Below are 19654 nucleotides of genomic sequence, written 5' to 3'. Positions count from 1 at the left end.
AGTTGCCTACGTGTCACACCCAGCGTCCTACCAGGTCCGGCCCCCGCACGGGACCAGAACCCGAGATTGATCACGACCGCACACAGGCCCTAGTCCTGCTCCGCGGCACGGCCCTCACCTGCCATGAACCGCCAGACGAGGGCGTGGCCCAGGACGACCAGGGCGATCAGCATCAGGGCCTCGGCTTGGATGGGGCGCAGCCCGACGTGGCCTGCGAGTTCGGGGGACGCGCCGACAACCGCGATCAGGGCGTAGAGCAGGGTGGCACCGGCCTGCTGCCAGGCGACGAAGCCGTCGCCGCGGGTGCGGGTCAGCAGCCGCAGGGTGCATGCGCAGCCGACCACGGCCAGGACGACGAAGGCCGCCCGCCAGATCCGCGGCTGTTCGGTGCCGCCGACCTGGGCGAACAGGCCCATCACGGCGGGCAGCAGGAAGGACAGGTAGACCCCGCCGACGACGCGGCGCTGGGCGGGGTCGTGCATCCAGTCGCCATGACTTTGGACGACGTTCCACCACAGGCCGACCAGGGTGAAGCAGGTCGCGGAGAAGAGGGCGTAGAAGGTGGCGATATCCATGGACGACGAGGGTTGCAGCGCTCGCGGCCCCGCCGTGCGCCACACGCCCTGCGGCCGCCGGAACGGACTAGGGGTATTGATCACGAGCGTTGTTGACACTCATGGTCTTGATCAATACATCTAGCCCTTCTGACCTCATCCGTCGACCGGTCGATCCTCCTCGTGGGGATCTCAGCGTCTCGTACAGCTGTTGCCCCGACAGCCCGTGCGACCTGGACAACGACAGCGGTGGTAGTGGCGACGAAAGCGAGTGCTCTTCGGGCTTCCCCGGTAGTTCGTGCTTCCCGAGGAACTGAAAGCATATGGAAACACCGCGCTACGACGGTGCGGGGGCGGCGGTGGTGCGCCCTGCACGGGCTGGGCGGTGTCGGCAAGAGCGCCCTGGCCGACCACTGGGTCGCCGCCCGTGCAAAGAGATGCGCAGCCCGCGGGGTGAGCGCCGCCATCGAGGAGCCACTCTTCGAATCGGAGGGCACCGGGGGGGGGAGCGGGTTGCCCTCACCACCGTCGACCGCTACTACCTGGCGTGGGTGGAGTACCAGACCGAGCACGGTGACGAACCGACAGATGAGCAGCTGTCCGCCTACCTTGCGCAGAAGGACATGCGCGGGCGCGGGGGGCAGCCGGTCAGCCCGTCCACCCTGCGCCGCTACTTCCTGCCGTCCCGCGTGTACAACGTCTGGGCCGAGTACCGCATGCGCAGTGAGCAACCTCCGGCGGACGACGTCGCGCAGGAGTGCGCAGACCGCGGAATCACCGCCCAGTACAACAAGCCCAGCACGCCGAGCTACATCACCGAGAACGCAGCCGACTTCGAGAGGCGCTGGCAGGCGCTCGTCCGCCGCCACACCGCAGCGCAGCAGTAGGCCGCCTCGCTGACGCTGTTGACCAAGGGGGCTACCGTCGGCGGCTCTGATGCACATTCAAGGCAACGGGCGAGACGATCGGGCTCCCGTAGCGCCAGGCCTCATCGGCGGGGGCGTGCCTCCATCAAGGGAGAACAGATGCCATGAACGCCACCAGCCGCCGCCGGATGAGCGAGCAGGCGGCCGAGACCGCCGTGGTCGGCGCCTGCCGGATGCTCCGACTGCCCACCATCCGCGCGAAGTTCCCGGACCTGGCCGATCAGGCCGCCCGCGAGCAGATGTCCTACCTCGCTTTCCTCGCCGAACTGCTGTTGGCCGAGTGCGACGACCGCGCGCGGCGCCGCTCCGAACGCCGCAGTAAGGCCGCGGCCTTTCCCCGGCAGAAGTCGCTGCGGGAGTTCGACTTCGATGCCAACCCCAACATCGACCCCGCCGTCGTCCACACCCTCGCTACCTGCGAGTGGGTGAAGAAAGGGCAGCCCCTCTGCCTGATCGGTGACTCCGGCACCGGCAAGTCCCACCTGCTGATCGCGCTCGGGACCGAGGCGGCGATGGCCGGGTTCCGGGTGAAGTACACCCTGGCGACGAAGCTCGTCAACGAACTGGTCGAGGCCGCGGACGAGAAGCAGTTGACCAAGACGATCGCCCGATACGGCCGCGTCGACCTGCTCTGCATCGACGAACTCGGCTACATGGAGCTCGACAAGCATGGCGCCGAACTGCTGTTCCAGGTTCTGACGGAACGCGAGGAGAAGAACAGCGTCGCCATCGCCTCCAACGAAGCCTTCGGCGGCTGGACCAAGACCTTCACCGATCCCCGGCTCTGCGCGGCCATCGTCGACCGGCTGACCTTCAACGGCACGATCATCGAGACCGGCACCGACTCCTAATTCCTTGCTAACGGATCGTGGGAGACAAGCTGCAGCTCTTGGTCCGTTCGAATGCCGGAGACGGCACTCGTAGCGGTGGTGGCGTCCCGTGGGCGTCGAACGGATGCCTGACTGACTCCTGGCTCTTGATCCCTCGCGGTAGAGCGGCGGCGTTCGGCGTCTTCGGGTGAAGCCCTCGGTGCGGCGGCCGCATAGGCCGAGGACGGATCAAACCGGAGGTTTCACCCAGGGAGCCAGCCGTTCCCCGACTGCCAGATTCTCGCGCCAGTACCGGAAGACGGTTCCGAGGACGATGTCGAGCTGTCTGGCCGCGATCAGGCCCGAGGCGAGGCTCGGCCCGCCCGCATCGGCCTCGAAGGCAATCAGTACGGGAGGTGTCTCATCGACCTGCCGGGCAACGAGTCGGACCTCGTCAGGCGTTGGTGCACGGAACACCGGGTCCTGGAAGGCGGCCGGGCACGTGACGAAGACCGGGTCGCTGAACACCAGCTCCAGGCCGTGGGCATACGAGATGTCGTGCCCGGCGCCCAGACGCAACCGCCCGGAGTCCCAGGCGACGATGTCCCAGTCCCACCATGACCCTTCGGGAAGCTCTATCACGGCTCGTTGCCCGCTCTGGACCGCGCCGTCAATCGGGAATCACCAAGCCAAGCTCACGCAGTTGCGGAAGGCAGACATCCAGGCACGCCTCCAGAGAGACGGCGTCCGTGCGAACCAGGAGATCATCCCGAAACGGAGCCGCGCTCGCGACGAAGGTCCAGGGCTTCGTCCCATCGCGCATGCGCTCGGCGTCGACCTTGAACAACACCGTCACACCCTGCTCTGCCAACGACTCCATGACCCGCGCTACGTGCATCGCATCCCCAGCCCCTGCCTGAAATCGAACAGGCAGAAGGCTACACGGGCCTCCCACGACACCGGCTTGACCGCTTGGCACCGTGAGGTGTCTACCGCCTCGCTCAGTCCCGGGCCAAGGCCGAACAGGCCGCCGCGACCTGAGCAAAAGGGGAAAAGGGTGCTCGGCGTCCGGTCTCCGGCCCGGCTCGGCCTTCGTCTCAGGAATCAGTCCCCGGTCACAGTTCACGTTCCAGCAGCGCGGCGACCTGCCGATACCGGCTGACCGGCACCAGATGAACACCGTCGAATGCGTCGCTGTCACGGATGGCCAGGATCTGTTCGCATGCTGCTGCGACGCCGGCGTCGCGGTCGCGTTCCACGTCTGCGACCAACTGGTCGGGGATGTCGATGTCGGGGATCTTGGCTGCGAGGTTGCGGGCCATGCCGGCGCTGGCCAGCACCATCACCCCTGCATACACCGGAACGCTCAGCGAAACGCTGTCGCGCCAGCGCAGCAGACTCTCCAACGAGTAGCTGACCTGGACGAAGACGAAGTCGGCAGCGCTCTTCCACCCGGGGAGCGGACGTAGCCCGGAGGTGACTCCGGCCCCGAAGGGCCCGCATCCGCCGAATGCCGGGTCCTGCTCCGCTGCCCGCGCCTGTTCGATCATGGCGCGGACGGTCAGCTCGCTGGTTCGGCCTCCCGCGCTGGGTTTGTCGCCATGGACGAACAGGAACCGCTCCACCCCATAGGCGGCGGCCGTCAGCAAGTCGCGCTGGAAACCCAGCAAGTTGCGATCCCGCGAGTTCAGACAGGCGATGGAGCGTGCGCCCATGGCCTGGACCTCGTGAGCCACCGCGACACTCGAGACGGTCGCCCGGCCGATGTGGTTGTCGGGAATCAGGAACGAATCGGCGATCGGGCTCAATACACCGATCTGGTGACGCACCCGGGTCAGGTCGGGCCGAGTGGGCGGCTCGACCTCACAGATCAGCTCGAAACGACGATCAGCCATGCCCTGATCCTACCGACGCCTCAGCTGGGGATCAGAGAGTTCGGGCCAGCTCGACGCGATGGACCGTGTTGCCGAAACTCACCGACACGTCCACCGTCGGACCCCGTCAACCGTTCTCGGAACTCACCGTCAGCCGTTGCTGCTTCCCACCGACACAATCACACCCGCCACCGTCATGCGCATGCTGCGTGAACACGACGAGCACACAACCGCGATGGAAGCCACCGGCTGACCCGCGGCCCAGCTCTTGACGCTGACTCCGCGAGATGAGTGATCACCTCGTGGCCGTCTTGGCTTGTGCGCCCACCAACTACCAGTAAAGCCCGTGGGGATGGGCGCCGCGCAAGAGGCCAGTGATCGTCACGGCGGAGGTTGAAAACACCCCGGCAGGCTTCGGGCGGAGACGGCGCGGCATGGTCTCACCAGGGAATCGGCCCGTCCTCGGCCAGAAAGGCGCCCGTCGGGCCGTCCTCGCCCACAGTCGCCAGGTCAACCGCCACGGCCGCGCCCTCCTCCGCCGTGCGTATCCCGGTGTGGCGGTTGAGGTCGGTCGCGCAGTAGCCGGGACTCACCGCGTTGACCAGGATCCCTTCGGCGCGCAGTTCATTGGCGTAGAGCACGGTGATCGCGTTCAGCGCGCTCTTCGAGGTGCAGTAGGGGAGGAGGATCGAGGAGTAGGCGGACCACGGGCTGCCCGGGTCGGCCAGGTGGGTGAGGGAGCCGAGTTCGCTGGACATGTTGACGATGCGTGCGGCGGCGGAGCGGCGGAGCAGGGGGAGCATGGCGTGGGTCACCGCGATGACGCCGAACACGTTGGTCTCGTAGACCTGCCGGACGGTGGCGGCGGGGGTTTCACTCGGTTTTTGCGGTCCGGCTGCGATCGCGGCGTTGTTGACGAGGATGTCGAGGCGGCCGAACGTGGCGTTGATGTGCTTGGCGGCGGCCTGGACCGAGGTCTCGTCGGTGACGTCCAGCGGAACGAACCGTACGTCGGCGCCGCCCGGGCGAAGCTCCTCGGCCGCCGCCTCGCCACGCTCGGCGTTGCGGGCGCCGATCAGCACGGTGATGCCGAGGGCTGCGAGCCTGCGCGCTGTTTCCTTGCCGATGCCCTTGTTCGCGCCGGTGATCAGCGCAGTCTTCTGCGAAGTCGTCATGGCACCCAGCCTCCCCTCACCCACGGGCGGCAGGGAAAGACCAGAAGACTCTGGATCTATAGTCCACAGATATGAGTGAGCTAGAGGTGCGGGAGCTGAGGTACTTCATCGCGGTCGCCGAGGAACTGAACTTCAGCCGGGCCGCGCAACGCCTGGGGATGGCGCAGCCCCCGCTGTCGAAGGCGATCGCTCAGATGGAGTCCCGGCTCGGGGTGCGCCTGCTGGAGCGCACCACCCGGCAGGTGAGGCTGACCACCGCCGGTCAGGTGCTGCTCGACCAGGCCCGGATCGCGGTCGACGCGGTGCACGCGGCGGCCCGGCGTGCACGCCGGGCCGGTCAGCTGACACCCCAGCTCGTCGTGGCGGTCAAGCCGGGAGGCGATGCCGGGCTGCTGCGGGAGATCCTCGCCGCCTACCGGGGAACGGGTTCGCATCTGCCGCCGCCTGAAGTCGTCGTCGGCGGCAGCGGAGAGCCGATCGCCATGCTGCGGGACGGCCGTGCCGATGTAGCGCTGCTGCGCAGCCCGTTCGACGGTCAAGGGCTGGATTTCCAGACGCTCGTGGTCGAGCCGCGACTGGCCGTTCTCCCCGCCGGGCACCGCCTGGCCGGACGCCGGCGACTGCGGCTGACCGACCTCAAGGGTGAACCGATCCCGCGCTGGAAGGGGGCCGCCCCCTCCACCACCGCCTACTACACAGGATGCGACGGAGCGGAAGCAGGCGATGGCCACACAGGCTTGGTGCCGGCCGACACTCCTGAGGGGCCGCTTGTGGCCAGCGTCGAGCAACTCCTGGAGGTGGTCGCGCTGGGGCAGGCGGTGGCGTTCCTGTCACTCTCCACCACCGAGCGGCACCAGCGCCCGGACATCGCATACCGGCCGGTCACCGGCCTCAGCCCCAGCGCGGTCATGGTCGCCTGGCCGGAGACCTCGCGATCCGCAGCCGTCGCCGCCTTCGTCCAAGCCGCCCACGACGTCGCCGCCCACCACCCCGACCACATGACCGCACTGGCCTACTGACCGGGGGTACTCACCCCTCGCCATGACGATCACTGCAGCACTGATTTCAGACAACCACCAGCGCGAAGAAAGGCCAGCACCCCCTCACCCGCCACCGCCATGCGCATGCAGCGTCAGCACGATCAAGATCGTCGACTGATCCGGCCCGCGCCCATCGCAGCCCCCGCGCGGCATGACCCGGCTGCTCGGCGCGGTCTGGCGCGGTCTGGTGCGACGAAGCCTGCACGCCCGAACACGGCGCCTCCATCCGCCGCGTCCTCGGCCTGCAGGTCTGGCCACAACCTGGTGTCGCACGGGGCGTGGAGAGACATGAAGTGGACTACAGCTGCGCTAATAGCTACAGCAGTTATGGCCGCCATGCTGACGGCATGCGGTGCGGACGACCGTTCCTCGGAATCGGAGAACGAGTCCAAGGTGGTGGCAGGCGGCCCCGCGCACGTCATCCCGTCACCGGACGCCGACCAGGAGGAGCTGTTACTGAATGACCTGAAGGCTCTGGCCCCGGAACTCGTCACCGACAAGGACGTGGCCGTCGGCAACGCCCGGCGCATCTGCCTGGCCATCAAGGCCGGCCGGACCGAGGACGAGGTACGGGAGGCAACGGCAGAGCGTTTCCTCACGACGGACGAACAGGCCGCGCGCATCGTGGAGTCGATCAGGTCGACATTCTGCGGCGGCTGAGTACGGATACTCATGTGCCCCGGAGAGCGCGGTGCTGCGATGATCCGGTGACCGAGAGAACCCCCGGCGGCTGTGCCGCCGCAGCACTGGCCACCGCCGAACTGGCGGCCCTCGCGGTGATTTTCCTGTCCTGGTGGGGCGACACCTACTTCAACTGGGATCCGCAGCACGTCGGTCCACGCGTCGGCCCCTACGTCCAGAAGATGGGTGGGGTGGCCGCGCTCGCCGTGGTGGCCGCGCTCGCAGCCGCCGTACGCCGTACCTGGCGCATGGCCTGGACCCAGGCCCTGATCGTGGCCCTCGCCCTCGGCGCAATGGCGGGAACCCATGCGCTGGGCACAAGCGCGCACTCGAAGCAGCAGCGGCAGGCATGCAACGCGGGCCTGGCCGCGTCGTACTGCACGAACGCACGGTGACGCGCGTGACCAGGCTCCATAAGCGCTCACGTATCGTTCCGACCGCATTTTGGACTTGGCCGCAGGCAGCCGCTGCCTGATCTCCTGGCGCCATGAGCGCCGAGGAACTGCTCAGCGAGCCTCCGTGCCGCGACCCCTCGATGGACCTGGACGCGTTCATCGCGCGGGTGCGCCCGGCGTCTGCGGCGAGCCGGATCGTCGTCCCGGACTACCGCACCACGTACGGCGGTGACATGCGGCCGAGCCGCTGACCGCCGCGAGGTCAGTGGGCAGGGGGCTGAGGGGCACGTTGAGGGTCACCTGTCGTGAGCACTCTTCAGTCCCTGCCCGCGAAACCACCGATACGGGTAGCCGGTCCGAGTGACAGAGTCGCCCCATGTCCACCTCAACAACCGTCCGTCGCACACCTCTTGTCGGTGCCGGCCTTGTTCCGGCCGTCGCCCTCACGGTCAAGTACGGCGAGACTCCCGCAGCACCGGGCGAGGTGCCGGGGGGGGGGGGCTCCGGCCGTCGAGTCCTGGCGCGCAGCGAGAACAACGCCTACCGCCGCTCGGGCGACGTGTCTTCGGCCCACACGAAGGACGCCGAGCCGGAGGCCGCCCGCATCAGGCCAGGATGTGCGAGCGGGCCTCGTCTGCGGTCCCGGCGGCGAGCAGGTGCAGTGGCTTGCACGGGGTCGCCGGTGCGCCAGACTCCCAGCACAGCGCGCTCGGCGGTGTTCTACCGTTCCTGCACGACCGGAGACCGGCTGGCACATCGCGAGGGCCGACTTCCTGAACTGGGCTCAGGCACACGGTCCTTGGCCCTCGCCTGCTGCTTCGCTGCGCGCAGCAGCAGGAAGAGCAGCAGCCCGAAGGGCGAGAGCAGTATGGTGAACACCAGCAGCGGCCCCATGGCCAGCGGATGGATCCCGATCCGCCGGGCCTCGCGGTACATCCACTGGCCGATCAGCAGATCCCAGGCGATGACCTGGGCCCAGATCGCACCCGCGCCATTGGCGAGCGCCATCAGATCACGGAATCCGTCGATGTCGGGGCTGCTGACGGCGGCCCAGAGTTCCGGAAGGACCGGTAGCGCCATCACGAGATAGACGGCCAGTACGGGCAACACGGTCAACGGTGACGCGGCGATACGGGCGGTCGGCCCCCACCCTGGCGCGAAGATCATGAGCAGCCACACCGGGGCGGCCAGCCAGAAGGAGAATTCGAAGAGGAAACCGGTCATGCCAAAGACTCCTTGGTGTCGGAAGCATCGGAGGGCTCGGAAGCCTTGGAGGGGGTGGAGAGATCGGCGGTTTCGACTGCCTTACGTGGACGGCTCATTGCCGCGTGGCCGGGGCCCGCGGTCCGGAGTGCCCCATACGTGCCTCCTGCGGCGCCGGCGAAGATCAGCCCCGCCGCCGTCACGGTCGTCCTGTCCGGGTGAACCAGCGGCTGCCCGCGCAGCGCCTGCCAGGTGACCAGGGCGAAGACGGCGGCGTACGTGGCCGAGGCGACCAGGATCAGACGCAGCCGGACCCGCTCGGCCCGCAACCGCGCCAGACGCGGTGCCAGCAACGTCAGCCCCATGAGCACCAGCGGAAGCAGCTGCAGCGCGTGCATGCCGAGGAAGTGCGGGACCCGCAGATCGCCTCCAGTCGTCGACCAGCCGGTCAGCGGCATCGCGGGGCCGCCGTCCGGTACGCCCACGCTGTGGGCGCCCACCACCTTGGATACCCCGCGCTGTTGACCGGGCGCCGGCCGTGTCATCAGGAAGCCGACAGCTGCCCCGGCAAGGGCGAGCACGATGCCGGACCGCATCGCCCAGGCTGACGCGCGGTCGGCGAGCCGGGCGCGGAGCAGAAGTACGGCGATGGCCAGGGTCCCGAGCCAGAGGATGACGACGGTGACGGCCATGGCGTCGTACAGCATTTCGTCAAAGGGCGTTTCGTAGTTGAAGTGGCTGCGCTTCCCGCGTACCACCTGCCCGGTGATGATCGCCATCTCGACGACGCCCGCCACCGTGACGACGGTGCCCGCCCACCACCCCACACGCCGCGCACGGCGGGTCGGCAGCAGCGACAGCGCCCACGCCAGCGACAGCCCGTACGCCACGAACGAGACCGAGAACTTGAAGGGCTTGAACCAGATCGGCGACCCCACGAGCCGTCGGTCGTCGACGACGAGTCCCACCCCGGACATGACGGCGAGAACCACCATCGACAGGGAGAAAACCACCAGCGGCCGGTGCCATAAACGCCATGAAGCCATACCCACCCTCTCGAAAACGGATAGTGGTGCTATCCGCTATCTGATAGCACCACTATCTATCATGGATGTGGGCCTGGCAAGCGCGAGGCAGCGGGACGAGGAGTGAACAGGCAATGCGCATCAGCGAGTTGAGCCGCAGGACCGGCGTTCCGGTGCCGACGATCAAGTACTACGTCCGCGAAGGGCTCCTCCCATCCGGCGAGCTGACCAGCCCCAACCAGGCGAACTACAGCGAGACGCACGAACGCAGGCTCCGGCTGATCCGCGCGCTGCTCGATGTGGGCGGACTGAAGGTGGCCGCGATCGCGGAAGTACTCGGCGCGGTCGACGATCCGGCACGCCCGGTGCACAAGGTGCTCGGCGCGGTGGCGGACCGGCTCGGCACGGCGCACAGCGATGACGACGACGCGGAGTCGGCCGCCGCGAGCGCGGTCGTCGCGGAGTTGATCGCGCGGCGCGGCTGGCGGACGCACGAGTCGAACCCGGCCGCAGGAGACCTGACCCGGGCGCTTGCCGCCATGTGGCGAGTCGGACACGGGGCGTTCGTGGAACTGCTCGACGACTACGCGGACGCTGCCGAGCTGGTCGCCCGCGCCGACCTCGACTATGTCGGCAGGCGGGTGGCGGTCGATGAATTGGTGGAGAGCGTGGTGATCGGCACTGTCCTCGGTGAAGCGGTGTTCAACGCGATGCGCCGCCTTGTGCACGTGGACGCGTCGGCGAGGCTGTTCGGACGGGACACTGCCGCTGAGACCGAAAGCAAGGTTGCGGACTAGGTGTGCGGCGGCGGCTGCGCCGTAGTACTTGTGGAGGGTCTCGGAGGCAAGTCTGTTCTCACCTGGAGTCGTCGATGGCCGTTCGTCGTGTCGTGCCCAACATTCAGTCAGAGGCTGTGCAGGAGAGCCGGGAGTTCTATGGCCTGTTGGGCTTCGAGGAGGTCATGAATCACGGCTGGATCATGACGCTCGCTTCCTCGTCCGGTCCGGCGGCGCAGGTCAGCTTCATGACCAGCGACAAGACTGCCCCGGTCACTCCCGATATGAGTATCGAAGTGGACGACGTGGACGCGGCCTATGCGCTCATGCGGGACAGTGGTGCGGAGATCGTCCATGCCTTGCAGGACGAGGAGTGGGGCGTGCGGCGCTTCTTCGTCCGCGACCCCAACGGCCGGGTGGTCAACGTGCTGGGCCACCGCTGACGCCAGTCTCGCACGACCTGCGACCGTGCTGGGCACAGCCACTCGTTGGTGGCTGCGACCAGCACGGTCGCTTCGTAGCGGACCGCGATGCTGCGGACGCCGAGCCGACCTCCATCAAGGCCTGTTCGAACTCGCCTGCAGCAATATCTGCCTCCGGTGGCTGCGCAAGTCGTGCCGAGATGATCAGTGTGCGGTCAATGTGTCGACGCGGGCCACTGGCCGGCGTCACGCATGCTCTGCGCTTCATCAGCCGCCGAGCTCTGGCCTCGCCTCGCCGGTCCCCTTCGGGTCGGCGGCCAGCGCCTCCCAGAACGCGACGTAGCTCTGCTCGTGAGCGATGCCGAGCGTGAGCAGCCGGGTTCGAGCCGCAGTGTCCGGGGCCTGCGGGTCGAGCCGGGTGCGAAGGTCCTGATACGTGTCGCGCCACCGCCGGTGCTGCGCCGCTTGGGTCGCGGCCAGCTCGGCGACCTGTCCGGGGGCGCCCAGGTCCGCGAACGTCAGCTTGAGCAGGGCCGGGTTCCGGGTTTCCGGCTCCAGTGTCGTGGGGTCCGCGAGCCAGTCCCGCAGGGCCTCGCGTCCGGCTCCGGTCAGGTGGAAGACCCGGCGCCGGCGGCCGTGCTCCTCGGCTTCCTCGCGCAGCAGGCCCAGCTCGGCCAGGCGCGGCGGGTCGCGGTAGAGCTGGGCGTGCGGGATCGGCCAGTAGTGGCCGACGGAGGCCTCGACCTTGGCCTTGAGGTCATAGGGCGTCAAAGGACCGTGCCGGGCGATGAGGCCGAGGACCACCAGCTGGGACGGCGTCAGATCCTTCGTCATGGACCCGTTCTCCTTCCTTCCACATGACTTCGTTGACACCGTATCACTGGGACCGTTAGCGTCTCCCGCGCTGCAACGGTATCAATGAGACTATGGAGTCGGCGATGCGCCTGCACCCCGAGATAGCCCACGTCCTGGATCGCGTCCCGCCGTTCGACCCGCTGGCCGACCCAGCAGCGACCCGGGCATACGTACGCTCCCTGCTGGCCGCCGCCTCCCCGGCCGACGACCCGCGGATCGCCGTCAGCCTCACCACGATCCCCGGGCCGGCCGGTGATCTCACCGTCCGGATCTACCGGCCGACCGGCCAGGGCTCCACCCCGCGCCCTGGCGTGCTGTACTTCCATGGTGGCGCCTTCGTGTCCGGCGACCTCGACACCGGCGACGGCAACTGCCGCGACATCTGCCTGGCCGCCGGGGCGGTGATCATCTCCGTCGACTACCGGCTGGCCCCCGAGCACCCGTATCCGGCCGCCTTCGACGACTGCTACGCCGCCCTGTGCTGGACCGCGGAGAACGCCGACGCCCTCGACGTGGACCCCGCCCGCCTGGCCGTCGCCGGACGCTCGGCCGGTGGCGCGCTCGCCGCAGCCGTCGCCCTGGCGGCCCGCGACCGCAGCGGACCCGACCTCGTGTTCCAGCTGCTGCTCGTCCCTGCCCTCGACGACCGCTGCGAGCTGCCCTCGGTCGGCGAGTGCATCGACGACCGGATCGTCGACGGCAGGGTCGCTCGCGGCATGTGGAAGCTGTACCTGGGCTCCGCCGCCGCAGACCAGTACGCCGCCCCGGCACGCGCGCAGGACCTTGCCGGCCTGCCCCCGGCATACCTCGAGATCTGCCAGGCCGACGCTCTGCGCGACGAGGCACTGGAGTACGGCCGGTGGCTCATGACCGCTGGCGTCCACACCGAGCTGCACGTGGTACCAGGAGCGTTCCACCTGTTCGAGGGCTACGCCCCCGACAGCCAACTGGCACGGCGCGCCACCGCGAGCTGGACGTCGGCCATCACCTCAGCCCTGGTCTGAACCGACCGCACCGAACCCTGCCCAGGCGAACCGTCAGCTGTCGGCCGAAACACCCGCCTCATCCTGAAACGCTCAGTAAGCGGAAGCGTGTTTCGCTAAGAGCTTGAGTAGATAGGCGATCGTCAGCGGTGTCGTTGGGGGGTGGTTTGCCCAGCGGCGGATGATGGGTTGGGCGGACCAGGCTGCGGATCGTGGCGGCCATGTCCTCGCTGCCCCGCTTGCCTGGTGAGTCACTTCGCGATGAGACCCGTCGCGGCGGCGATCCGGCCAAGGGTGTGGAGCAAGGCCGCTGCTTCGGCGGGACTGATCGCGGTCAGCAGTTCCTCATCGTTCTGCCGCGCCAGTGCGAGCGTCTGATGTCGCAGCTCGCGGCCGGTCGGCGTCAGTTCGATGAGCTGACGCCGGCGGTCTGCGGTATCGCGTACCCGTCGCACGGCATCGAGTTGCTCAAGCTCATCGAGCATGTCGACGACCACGCTCGCGGTCACGCCGACGGCCTTGGCCAGTTCCAGCTGCGCCCGCGGCCCGCCGGACAGGAGTTCCAGGACGGCGCAGTGCCGGGGGCGCAGTCCGAGCGGGGCCAGCCGGTCCGCGAACCGCACGTTCGCCTGTTGGCCCAGCTTGCCCAACAAGAAGCCCACCGTGTCGGTCAAAGACTCTTCCGCTGCCACATCGGCAACGTTAGCCTAGCCATATGATTCGGCACCCGAACGATATGGTTCCCTCAGTAAATGTCCGTCGATTCGCCGGGCTTGTCGCGCTCCTCACTGTGGTCACGTCCGGCTACTTCACCGAGTCCAGCCTGGTCGACCCAGGCGGGGCGGTGCCTGGAGGCGACCAGGCCGCGCCCAGGACGTACGCCGCCTATATGGCGGCCCGCAGCATCGTCCTGCTCGGCGGAATGGTCTGGCTGCTGGCCATACGTGCCTGGCGTTCCCTTGGCCTGCTACTCGCGCTGAACGGCGCGGTCCAGATCGTCGACGCAGTGATCGGTGCTGTCCATCAGCAGGTCCCTCAGACCATCGGCCCCCTGCTGTTCGCCACAGCCCTGCTGACAGCGGCCCGACTGCTTGGAGTCCGCGCCCGGCCTCTGGGACGGATCCGGCAAACCTCAGGGTGGGTCAGCCACTGACACAACGTCATCGCGCCGAAAGCCCACCATCTGTAAAGGCAGCGGAGGGGCCGGCGTCGCCGGCGTGAACGTCGTGGGGCCGGTTCCAGGCCAGCGCCTCATGTGGGCGGACGGTTGTATTCGATCCGGTAGTCCTCGGCATGGCGGACCAGGTCGAGGACGTCGGGGATCTCTTCCATGAACAGTTTCTCGTACTTCAGCGAGCCGAACCCGCGCTCGCGTGAGCCGTTCTGGCCCGGCGTGCGGACCCGCGTGCGCACGTGCCGCAGCTCCGGACGCGTGGCGATGAACGCCTCGAACCGGAACGAGCGGAACGGCCCGCCGTTGTCGGTCACGATCGTGACCAGCGGCTGGACCGCGCCGCCCGGGTCGCGAGGCGCCAGATCGACCAGTCGGCGCCCAGCCAGGCGCTCGGCCTCGGCCAGGGCGAGCTCGATCGCCGCGATCGCGTCGTGCTGGTTCGCGGTCGGCGCCACGTGCCAGCCCAACTCATACTTCGACCAGTAGTCCCGGCAGCCGGCCAGGCGCCAGGTTCCGCCGCCGGTGGTCTCGAACTCGGAGAAGTCCAGCTGCCAGACCTGGTTCGGGCCGGTCGGCTCCTTCGCGAACGCCGCCTTGCGCCGGGCGGCGAGCTGCCTGCGCTCGCGCTGGTAGTTCGCCTCCAGCAGCAAGCCCTCGTCGCGCAACAGCCGCAGCACGGTGGCCTGCGACACGCGGTGGCCGTCGTGGCGGCACATCGCCCACACCTTCCGGTGCCCTCACGCGGGATGCGCGAGCGCGTGCCGACGGGCAGCGTCCCGCACCCGCTCCCGGGCCGGACGCGGCCACGGCCCCCGAGGTTCAGCGCCGCGCCGGGCACGCGCCTGATGACGGCGCCAGGTCCGCTCCGGCACGCCGATCAGACGGCAGAACCTCGCGGTCGGCATGCCCGCCTCGACGCGGATCACCTCGAGGTCCTCGAAGGGCCCAGCCGGCCCTCCGCGGACTTCTTCCACACCCGCAGCTCGACCGCGGCCTCACCGAGCGCCTGCGTCAAGTCGGCCACCTGGGCCTCGAGTTGCTGTTCCCGGCTGCTGGGGCTGGACTTCCCGGCCGCAAGTCCGGCCCGACCGGACTCCAGGAACTGGCGCTTCCAGTTCCCGACCGACTGCTCAGACACCTTCGCCCGCCGCGCGGCCTCGGCGACGGTTATCTCACCGGCCAGGATCGACAGCACGATCCGGACCTTCTCCTCCGGCGGCAACGCCGGCGGCCTCACCATGAACGATCAGACTCCTTCACGCAGCAGGACCCGCAAGAAACGAGCCCTGCCACATAGTCTGACGCGCGACAGCCTTTCAGCCGGCAGTCGCGAAGGATCTTCCATCCCTTCATGCGGGCAAAGACGTGCTCGACGCGGGCGCGGACCTTGCGGTGGGACGCATTGTGTTCCTCTTTCCAGGCCGGGAGTTCGGCCTGGCCGCGCTCACGGCGGTGCGGGATGACCAGACCGGTGCCCCGGTAGCCGCCGTCTGCAATAACCGTGGTCGCGCCCACGGCGTCCTTGGCGCCGGACAACTCCCACGCCTTGCAGTCATTGCGGTTTCCGGGTAGCGGCCGGCCGAGGCGGGAGTTGAGCGTTCGGTTCGATGCGGGGACGTCGCCGTGGATCGTGTCGGATGAGCTGTGGGACCGCCTGGAGCCGCTGCTGCCGCAGCGTGAGCGGCGCTTTCGCTATTCGAACACGCTGACGTACGCCTCGACCCAGCCCAAGGTCCAGGTGCAGATCTATTCCGCGATTGGCCCAGCTAGTCACTCTTCAAATGGACCACATGCCCGGGCCCTAGCTGCCTAGGCTCGACACGAATGCGGCTGAGACCAGGAGCGACCTCTGTAGGGGTTCCCGAGGTCGACACTGGTGCCTGCCTTGGGTTTCCGGCCCATACCTCCCGGTCGGCCGGACTGAGTGAGAGGACAGGGATCTGCTGTGAAGGCGTGCGGAGTATCCGGTACCGAGAAGGAAGTCGCCCTGCTGGAGTTGCCCGAACCGTCATCTCCCGGGCCCGGTCAGATCCTGGTGGCGGTTGAGGCGGCCGGGGTCGGCCCGTGGGACGAACTGCTGAACGGCGCTGGTTGGGACGTGGGGCTGCGCCCCCCGGCGGCGCTGGGAGTGGAGGGCGCGGGCAAGGTGCGGGCCGTCGGCGCGGGTGTCACCGGGTTTGCCGTAGGCGACCGGGTGCTCGCACACGAGGCCCCGCTGCCCGGGGGAAGCGGCTTCTGGGCCGAACGCGTTCTGATCAACGCGGATCACACGGCAGCCTGCCCACCCGGGCTGGACGCCGTGCACGCGGCGGCGCTGCCGGTCAACGGACTCACCGCGTTGCAGGCCCTGGAGAAGCTGGACCTCAGCCGAGGACAGCGGCTCCTGATCACCAACGGAGGCGGGGCCACCGGAGCCCTGGCCGTCCAGCTCGCCGCGGCCAAGGGCATCGAGGTGACCGCGACCGCGTCTGCTGCCGCCGCAGAGCGCCTGCTCGGTCTGGGAGCGATGGAGGTCGTCGACTACCACGACCCGAACTGGCCGGCCAAGGTACGCGGCGGGTTCGACGCCGCCCTCACCATCGCCACCGGCACGGCGGACGCCGCCCTGCCTTTGGTCCGGGACGGCGGCCGGCTGTGCTCCCTGACCTCGGACGCGCCTCCGGAGGAACGAGGCATCACGAGTTGGGACCTCTACCTCGAGCCCAACGCCACGCAGCTTGTCCAGCTGGCGGAGCAGGCAGCCGCGGGGGCCTTGAAACTCTCACCAGAACCCCTGCCGCTGAGCGAGGGACCGGCTGCGTTCGCCCGGGTGGTTACCGGACGGGCCGGGGGTAAGAAGATCGTGCTCACCCGAGCATGACCCGGCCGGGCACCGCCCGATCCCGACGCTGGGCCACGGTGCCCGCCAGGCGCGATCGAGAAGTCGTCAGGCCGAGGGTGGGCGACCGAGGAGGTGCTGGCGAGGTTTGCTCACGCCGGGACCGCGCCGCGGCCGCCACGGCAGGACGTAACCCACACTGCTACAACGGCTAACAGAGTGAGCCGAATTGTCGATGGGTGATCAGGCAGCAGGCGAGCTTGAGGAGCCCTTCGTGAATGTCAGCCCGTCGTTCCCATCGGATCCGCAGACGTCGAAAGCCGTGCAGCCACGCGAAACCCCGCTCGATCGCCCAGCGGCAGGTGCCCATTTCCGGTGCCGTGGCGGGTGCCGCGCCGGGCGATGGCAGGCACGATGCCTCGATCGCGGAGCTGCTCGCGGTAAATGTCGTGGTCGTAGCTGCGGTCGGCGAAGAGCGAGTCGGGCTTGCGGCGCGGACGGCCCACCCGGTCGCGGACCGGTGGGATCGCGTCGGGCAGAGGCAGGAGCTGGGTGACGTCGTTGCGGTTGCCGCCGGTCAGCAGGACTGCAATCGGAGTGCCGTGGCCATCCGTGATCAAGTGGTGCTTCGAGCCGGCCCCGCCCCGGTCGACCGGCGACGGACCCGTATGGCTCCCCCTTTTCGGGCTCTGACGTGCGAGGAGTCGACTACGCAGCGGGACCAGTCCAGGCGTGAGGCCGCATTCAGCTCAGCCACCGGGACCTCGGGGAGCCGCTGCCAGACACCGGCCTCGTTCCAATCCCGCAGCCGCCGCCAGCAGGTCATGCCCGAGCCGGGGCCTAACTCCTTGGGCAGGTACTCCCACTGGATGCCGGTGTGCAGCACGTACAGGATCCCGCACAACACTTCGCGGTCCGGCAACGGCTTACGACCCGGGTAGCGAAAGCGCCGCTCACGCTGCGGCAGCAACGGTTCCAGGCGGTCCCACAGCTCATCCGGCACGCCAGGAGTTGTTCTTGAACGGTCGCTCATCTATGTTTGTCTCATGCCCAGACCTCGAGAGTTCGAGCCCGACGCCGTCCTGAACGTGGCCATGCTGCGGTTTTGGGAGCGCGGGTACCGGGCGACGTCCATCGAGGATCTGGTGAAGGCGACCGGGGTGAAGCCCGGCAGCCTCTACAGCGCCTTTCCCGGCGGTAAGCACACCCTGTTCCTGAAGTCGTTGGAGCGTTACTCCAGGCTGGTCGTCCCCAAGAAGCTGGGCGAGTTGGAGGCTCCGGGCGCGTCGGTGGCCGAGATTCGCGGCTACTTCGACGGGCTGGTGCGCGACCTGCTCAGCCCCGAGGGCCGGCAAGGCTGCCTGCTTGTCAACACCGCGATCGAGAAGGCCGCCGAGGACGACGAGGCGGCGGCCGTCGTACGCGGCCATTTGGCCCGGCTCGAACGGTGCATGACCCACGCGCTGGAGAACGCCACTCGCAGGGGCCAGGTGCGCGCCTCGCTGGACTGCACTGGCAGCGCCAAGCTGCTGGTCGCCACGTGCCAGGGGCTGATGGTGGTCGGAAAGGCGAATCCCGACGAGGCGCTCCTGCGGGCGATCGTCGACAACGCCTTCACCGCTCTCGACTGACGGCCAGCCACACGGGCCACCGTACGGGGTGGCCCTCTATTTTCGCCCAATAGTTGAATACATGCTCAAGAATGGAGTCGCGATATGAAGGCCATCGTCATTTCCTCCCACGGCGGACCCGAGGTGCTCACCCTCACAGAACTGCCCGACCCGGTGCCCACCGGCGGCGAAGTGCTGATCCGGGTCAAGGCGTTCGGTCTCAACCACGCCGAGGCGTACATGCGTGGCGGAGCCTGGGGAGAGGTGGCGGCCGTCCCCGGGATCGAGTGCGCCGGGGTGGTCGAGGCCGACCCATCCGGCGAACTCCCCGTCGGGACCCGGGTGGTGGCGATCCTCGGCGGCATGGGCCGGACCCGCAACGGCAGCTACGCGGAACTGGTGACCGTGCCGGCGACCAACGTGGTGGCCGTGCACTCGTCGCTGGACTGGGCAGACCTGGCCGCGGTTCCCGAGGTGTACGCGACGGCGTGGAGCGGCCTGTTCGGCAATCTGGACCTGCGGCCGGGCGAGACGATCGTGGTGCGGGGAGCGACATCCTCCCTCGGCCAGGCCGCCGCCAACCTCGCGGTCGACCACGGCGCGACCTTGCTCGCCACGACCCGGAACCCGGCACACGTACCGCTGTTGAAGGAGCTCGGGGCCACCGACGTGCTCATTGACGACGGCGCGCTCGCCGCCCAGATCAGGGAGCGGGAGGTCAGCGTCGACGCGGTGTTCGACGTCGTCGGCAACAGCGTCCTGCGCGATTCACTGGCCCTGGTTCGACCCCGTGGCCGGGTCTGCCAGCTCGGCTTCCTGGGCGGCTTCGACCCGGTGCGGGACTTCGACCCGATCACCGATCTCCCCAGCGGGGTCCAGCTCAGCTTCTTCGGCAGCGCCTTCGTCCTGGGCACCCCCGCATTCCCGCTCACCGACGTGCCGTTGGACGAGATCTATGCAAAGGTCGCAGCCGGTGCCCTCCGGGCCCGTCCCACCCGGGTCTTCCAGTTTGACGAGATCGTCGAAGCCCACCGGGTCATGGAGGCCGGAGAAGCCCTCGGCAAGATGGTCGTGTTTCTCGGCTGAGCCCCCAACCAGCCGCCGAGTGCGTCTGCCGCGCCGGAGGAAATCGGCCGGGTTCTCCCCGCGCTGCGACTGCACGGACCGGCCTGGACGGCTGACAAACCGGGCGTGGGCGCCGAAGCCGGCGGCGCCAGTCCAGCTGCCGGAACCTGCGTCTGATCGGCCGACTCGGCAGCCTCCACGGCCCGTTCTGACCCGAAGCGCAGGACTCGGCGCAGTGCGGGCAGGACCACCCGGCAGGCAGTGCCTGG

The 19654-nt window shown here is 68.6% G+C and carries 24 protein-coding genes and 5 pseudogenes; 15 read left to right on the top strand and 14 right to left on the bottom strand.

The features are described 5' to 3' along the window. Positions 1 to 89: 89 nt before the first annotated feature. A complete protein-coding gene (locus tag ACIRVH_RS45330) occupies positions 90 to 575 on the bottom strand; it encodes a hypothetical protein (RefSeq protein WP_403966601.1) in 486 nt (161 codons plus the stop codon). 530 nt (positions 576 to 1105) lie between these two features. On the opposite strand from ACIRVH_RS45330, the gene ACIRVH_RS45325 reads away from it, so the two are divergent. Further along, positions 1106 to 1441, top strand: coding sequence for a hypothetical protein (locus ACIRVH_RS45325; protein WP_403966598.1), 336 nt, complete (start codon positions 1106 to 1108; stop codon positions 1439 to 1441). Positions 1442 to 1584: 143 nt separating this feature from the next. Then, on the top strand, positions 1585 to 2331 hold the full coding sequence (gene istB, locus ACIRVH_RS45320; protein ID WP_403966594.1) for an IS21-like element helper ATPase IstB: 747 nt from the start codon (positions 1585 to 1587) through the stop codon (positions 2329 to 2331). Between the two features lie 207 nt (positions 2332 to 2538). On the opposite strand, the gene ACIRVH_RS45315 is transcribed toward istB, so the two are convergent. The 4 genes from ACIRVH_RS45315 to ACIRVH_RS45300 all read right to left on the bottom strand — a co-directional run bounded on the left by ACIRVH_RS45315 (position 2539) and on the right by ACIRVH_RS45300 (position 5338). After that, on the bottom strand, positions 2539 to 2868 hold the full coding sequence (locus tag ACIRVH_RS45315; protein ID WP_403966591.1) for a hypothetical protein: 330 nt from the start codon (positions 2866 to 2868) through the stop codon (positions 2539 to 2541). Between the two features lie 91 nt (positions 2869 to 2959). Then, the gene (locus tag ACIRVH_RS45310; RefSeq protein WP_403966588.1) at positions 2960 to 3169 is read right to left on the bottom strand and encodes a hypothetical protein; all 210 of its coding nucleotides are present in this window, start codon (positions 3167 to 3169) and stop codon (positions 2960 to 2962) included. A gap of 235 nt (positions 3170 to 3404) precedes the next feature. After that, positions 3405 to 4184, bottom strand: coding sequence for a methylenetetrahydrofolate reductase (locus ACIRVH_RS45305; protein ID WP_403966585.1), 780 nt, complete (start codon positions 4182 to 4184; stop codon positions 3405 to 3407). Positions 4185 to 4603: 419 nt separating this feature from the next. Then, entirely contained in the window at positions 4604 to 5338 is a 735-nt protein-coding gene (locus ACIRVH_RS45300) for an SDR family oxidoreductase (protein WP_403966582.1), read from the bottom strand. 71 nt (positions 5339 to 5409) lie between these two features. On the opposite strand from ACIRVH_RS45300, the gene ACIRVH_RS45295 reads away from it, so the two are divergent. The 5 genes and pseudogenes from ACIRVH_RS45295 to ACIRVH_RS45275 all read left to right on the top strand — a co-directional run. Continuing rightward, the gene (locus tag ACIRVH_RS45295; RefSeq protein WP_403966579.1) at positions 5410 to 6357 is read left to right on the top strand and encodes a LysR family transcriptional regulator; all 948 of its coding nucleotides are present in this window, start codon (positions 5410 to 5412) and stop codon (positions 6355 to 6357) included. Between the two features lie 137 nt (positions 6358 to 6494). Beyond that, a pseudogene (locus ACIRVH_RS45290) lies at positions 6495 to 6635 on the top strand (serine hydrolase); the annotation flags it as partial. Positions 6636 to 6714: 79 nt separating this feature from the next. After that, positions 6715 to 7038 carry a hypothetical protein gene (locus ACIRVH_RS45285; RefSeq protein ID WP_403966576.1) on the top strand — a complete coding sequence of 108 codons (324 nt, stop codon included), beginning with the start codon at positions 6715 to 6717 and terminating at the stop codon, positions 7036 to 7038. 47 nt (positions 7039 to 7085) lie between these two features. Then, positions 7086 to 7454, top strand: a complete 369-nt coding sequence (locus tag ACIRVH_RS45280) for a DUF6234 family protein (RefSeq protein WP_403966573.1) — start codon at positions 7086 to 7088, stop codon at positions 7452 to 7454. Between the two features lie 101 nt (positions 7455 to 7555). Continuing rightward, positions 7556 to 7705 (top strand): annotated as a pseudogene (locus tag ACIRVH_RS45275) (MBL fold metallo-hydrolase); the annotation flags it as partial. A 469-nt stretch (positions 7706 to 8174) separates the two neighbouring features. Here ACIRVH_RS45275 and ACIRVH_RS45270 read toward each other — a convergent pair. Together ACIRVH_RS45270 and ACIRVH_RS45265 are read right to left on the bottom strand one after the other, a co-directional pair. Beyond that, positions 8175 to 8678 (bottom strand): ABA4-like family protein, encoded by a 504-nt coding sequence (locus ACIRVH_RS45270; RefSeq protein ID WP_403966570.1) that lies wholly within the window; start codon positions 8676 to 8678, stop codon positions 8175 to 8177. Further along, a complete protein-coding gene (locus ACIRVH_RS45265) occupies positions 8675 to 9703 on the bottom strand; it encodes a hypothetical protein (protein ID WP_403966607.1) in 1029 nt (342 codons plus the stop codon). The genes ACIRVH_RS45270 and ACIRVH_RS45265 overlap by 4 nt, the downstream gene beginning before the upstream one ends. Positions 9704 to 9816: 113 nt before the next feature. On the opposite strand from ACIRVH_RS45265, the gene ACIRVH_RS45260 reads away from it, so the two are divergent. The 3 genes and pseudogenes from ACIRVH_RS45260 to ACIRVH_RS45250 form a co-directional block, all read left to right on the top strand. Next, on the top strand, positions 9817 to 10479 hold the full coding sequence (locus ACIRVH_RS45260) for a MerR family transcriptional regulator (RefSeq protein WP_403966567.1): 663 nt from the start codon (positions 9817 to 9819) through the stop codon (positions 10477 to 10479). Between the two features lie 74 nt (positions 10480 to 10553). Next, positions 10554 to 10901: a VOC family protein gene (locus ACIRVH_RS45255; protein ID WP_403966565.1), complete on the top strand. Its 348-nt coding sequence runs from the start codon at positions 10554 to 10556 to the stop codon at positions 10899 to 10901. A gap of 49 nt (positions 10902 to 10950) precedes the next feature. Next, positions 10951 to 11067 (top strand): annotated as a pseudogene (locus ACIRVH_RS45250) (IS5/IS1182 family transposase); the annotation flags it as partial. 80 nt (positions 11068 to 11147) lie between these two features. Here ACIRVH_RS45250 and ACIRVH_RS45245 read toward each other — a convergent pair. Continuing rightward, positions 11148 to 11714 carry a PadR family transcriptional regulator gene (locus tag ACIRVH_RS45245; RefSeq protein ID WP_403966563.1) on the bottom strand — a complete coding sequence of 189 codons (567 nt, stop codon included), beginning with the start codon at positions 11712 to 11714 and terminating at the stop codon, positions 11148 to 11150. Between the two features lie 104 nt (positions 11715 to 11818). On the opposite strand from ACIRVH_RS45245, the gene ACIRVH_RS45240 reads away from it, so the two are divergent. Continuing rightward, positions 11819 to 12739, top strand: coding sequence for an alpha/beta hydrolase (locus ACIRVH_RS45240; protein ID WP_403966560.1), 921 nt, complete (start codon positions 11819 to 11821; stop codon positions 12737 to 12739). A gap of 230 nt (positions 12740 to 12969) precedes the next feature. On the opposite strand, the gene ACIRVH_RS45235 is transcribed toward ACIRVH_RS45240, so the two are convergent. Next, positions 12970 to 13410 (bottom strand): MarR family winged helix-turn-helix transcriptional regulator, encoded by a 441-nt coding sequence (locus tag ACIRVH_RS45235; protein WP_403966557.1) that lies wholly within the window; start codon positions 13408 to 13410, stop codon positions 12970 to 12972. Between the two features lie 23 nt (positions 13411 to 13433). On the opposite strand from ACIRVH_RS45235, the gene ACIRVH_RS45230 reads away from it, so the two are divergent. Then, entirely contained in the window at positions 13434 to 13871 is a 438-nt protein-coding gene (locus tag ACIRVH_RS45230; protein ID WP_403966554.1) for a hypothetical protein, read from the top strand. 98 nt (positions 13872 to 13969) lie between these two features. Here the strand turns inward: ACIRVH_RS45230 and ACIRVH_RS45225 are convergent, their stop codons facing one another. The 3 genes and pseudogenes from ACIRVH_RS45225 to ACIRVH_RS45215 form a co-directional block, all read right to left on the bottom strand. After that, entirely contained in the window at positions 13970 to 14608 is a 639-nt protein-coding gene (locus tag ACIRVH_RS45225) for a hypothetical protein (RefSeq protein ID WP_403966551.1), read from the bottom strand. Between the two features lie 206 nt (positions 14609 to 14814). Continuing rightward, the gene (locus ACIRVH_RS45220) at positions 14815 to 15132 is read right to left on the bottom strand and encodes a transposase (RefSeq protein ID WP_403966548.1); all 318 of its coding nucleotides are present in this window, start codon (positions 15130 to 15132) and stop codon (positions 14815 to 14817) included. Continuing rightward, positions 15126 to 15476, bottom strand: a pseudogene (locus ACIRVH_RS45215) (transposase family protein); the annotation flags it as partial. The gene ACIRVH_RS45220 and the pseudogene ACIRVH_RS45215, both read right to left, overlap by 7 nt. 361 nt (positions 15477 to 15837) lie before the next feature. Between ACIRVH_RS45215 and ACIRVH_RS45210 the strand changes: the two are divergent. Continuing rightward, positions 15838 to 16752, top strand: a complete 915-nt coding sequence (locus ACIRVH_RS45210; RefSeq protein ID WP_403966545.1) for an NADP-dependent oxidoreductase — start codon at positions 15838 to 15840, stop codon at positions 16750 to 16752. Between the two features lie 169 nt (positions 16753 to 16921). Here ACIRVH_RS45210 and ACIRVH_RS45205 read toward each other — a convergent pair. Together ACIRVH_RS45205 and ACIRVH_RS45200 are read right to left on the bottom strand one after the other, a co-directional pair. Beyond that, positions 16922 to 17330, bottom strand: a pseudogene (locus tag ACIRVH_RS45205) (IS5 family transposase). Further along, entirely contained in the window at positions 17327 to 17743 is a 417-nt protein-coding gene (locus ACIRVH_RS45200; RefSeq protein WP_403966542.1) for a transposase, read from the bottom strand. Before ACIRVH_RS45200 ends, ACIRVH_RS45205 begins: the two are co-directional and overlap by 4 nt. A 13-nt stretch (positions 17744 to 17756) precedes the next feature. Here ACIRVH_RS45200 and ACIRVH_RS45195 point away from each other — a divergent pair, with 13 nt between their 5' ends. Next, positions 17757 to 18341 carry a TetR/AcrR family transcriptional regulator gene (locus ACIRVH_RS45195; RefSeq protein WP_403966539.1) on the top strand — a complete coding sequence of 195 codons (585 nt, stop codon included), beginning with the start codon at positions 17757 to 17759 and terminating at the stop codon, positions 18339 to 18341. 84 nt (positions 18342 to 18425) lie between these two features. After that, on the top strand, positions 18426 to 19406 hold the full coding sequence (locus ACIRVH_RS45190; protein ID WP_403966534.1) for a zinc-binding dehydrogenase: 981 nt from the start codon (positions 18426 to 18428) through the stop codon (positions 19404 to 19406). Positions 19407 to 19654: the final 248 nt, after the last annotated feature.

This window comes from Streptomyces sp. NPDC101165, assembly GCF_044768135.1.
In the GTDB taxonomy this organism is placed as follows: Bacteria; Actinomycetota; Actinomycetes; order Streptomycetales; family Streptomycetaceae; genus Streptomyces.
The sequence above is the reverse complement of the archived record's forward strand: the minus strand, read 5'-3'. Positions and strand labels throughout refer to the sequence as shown.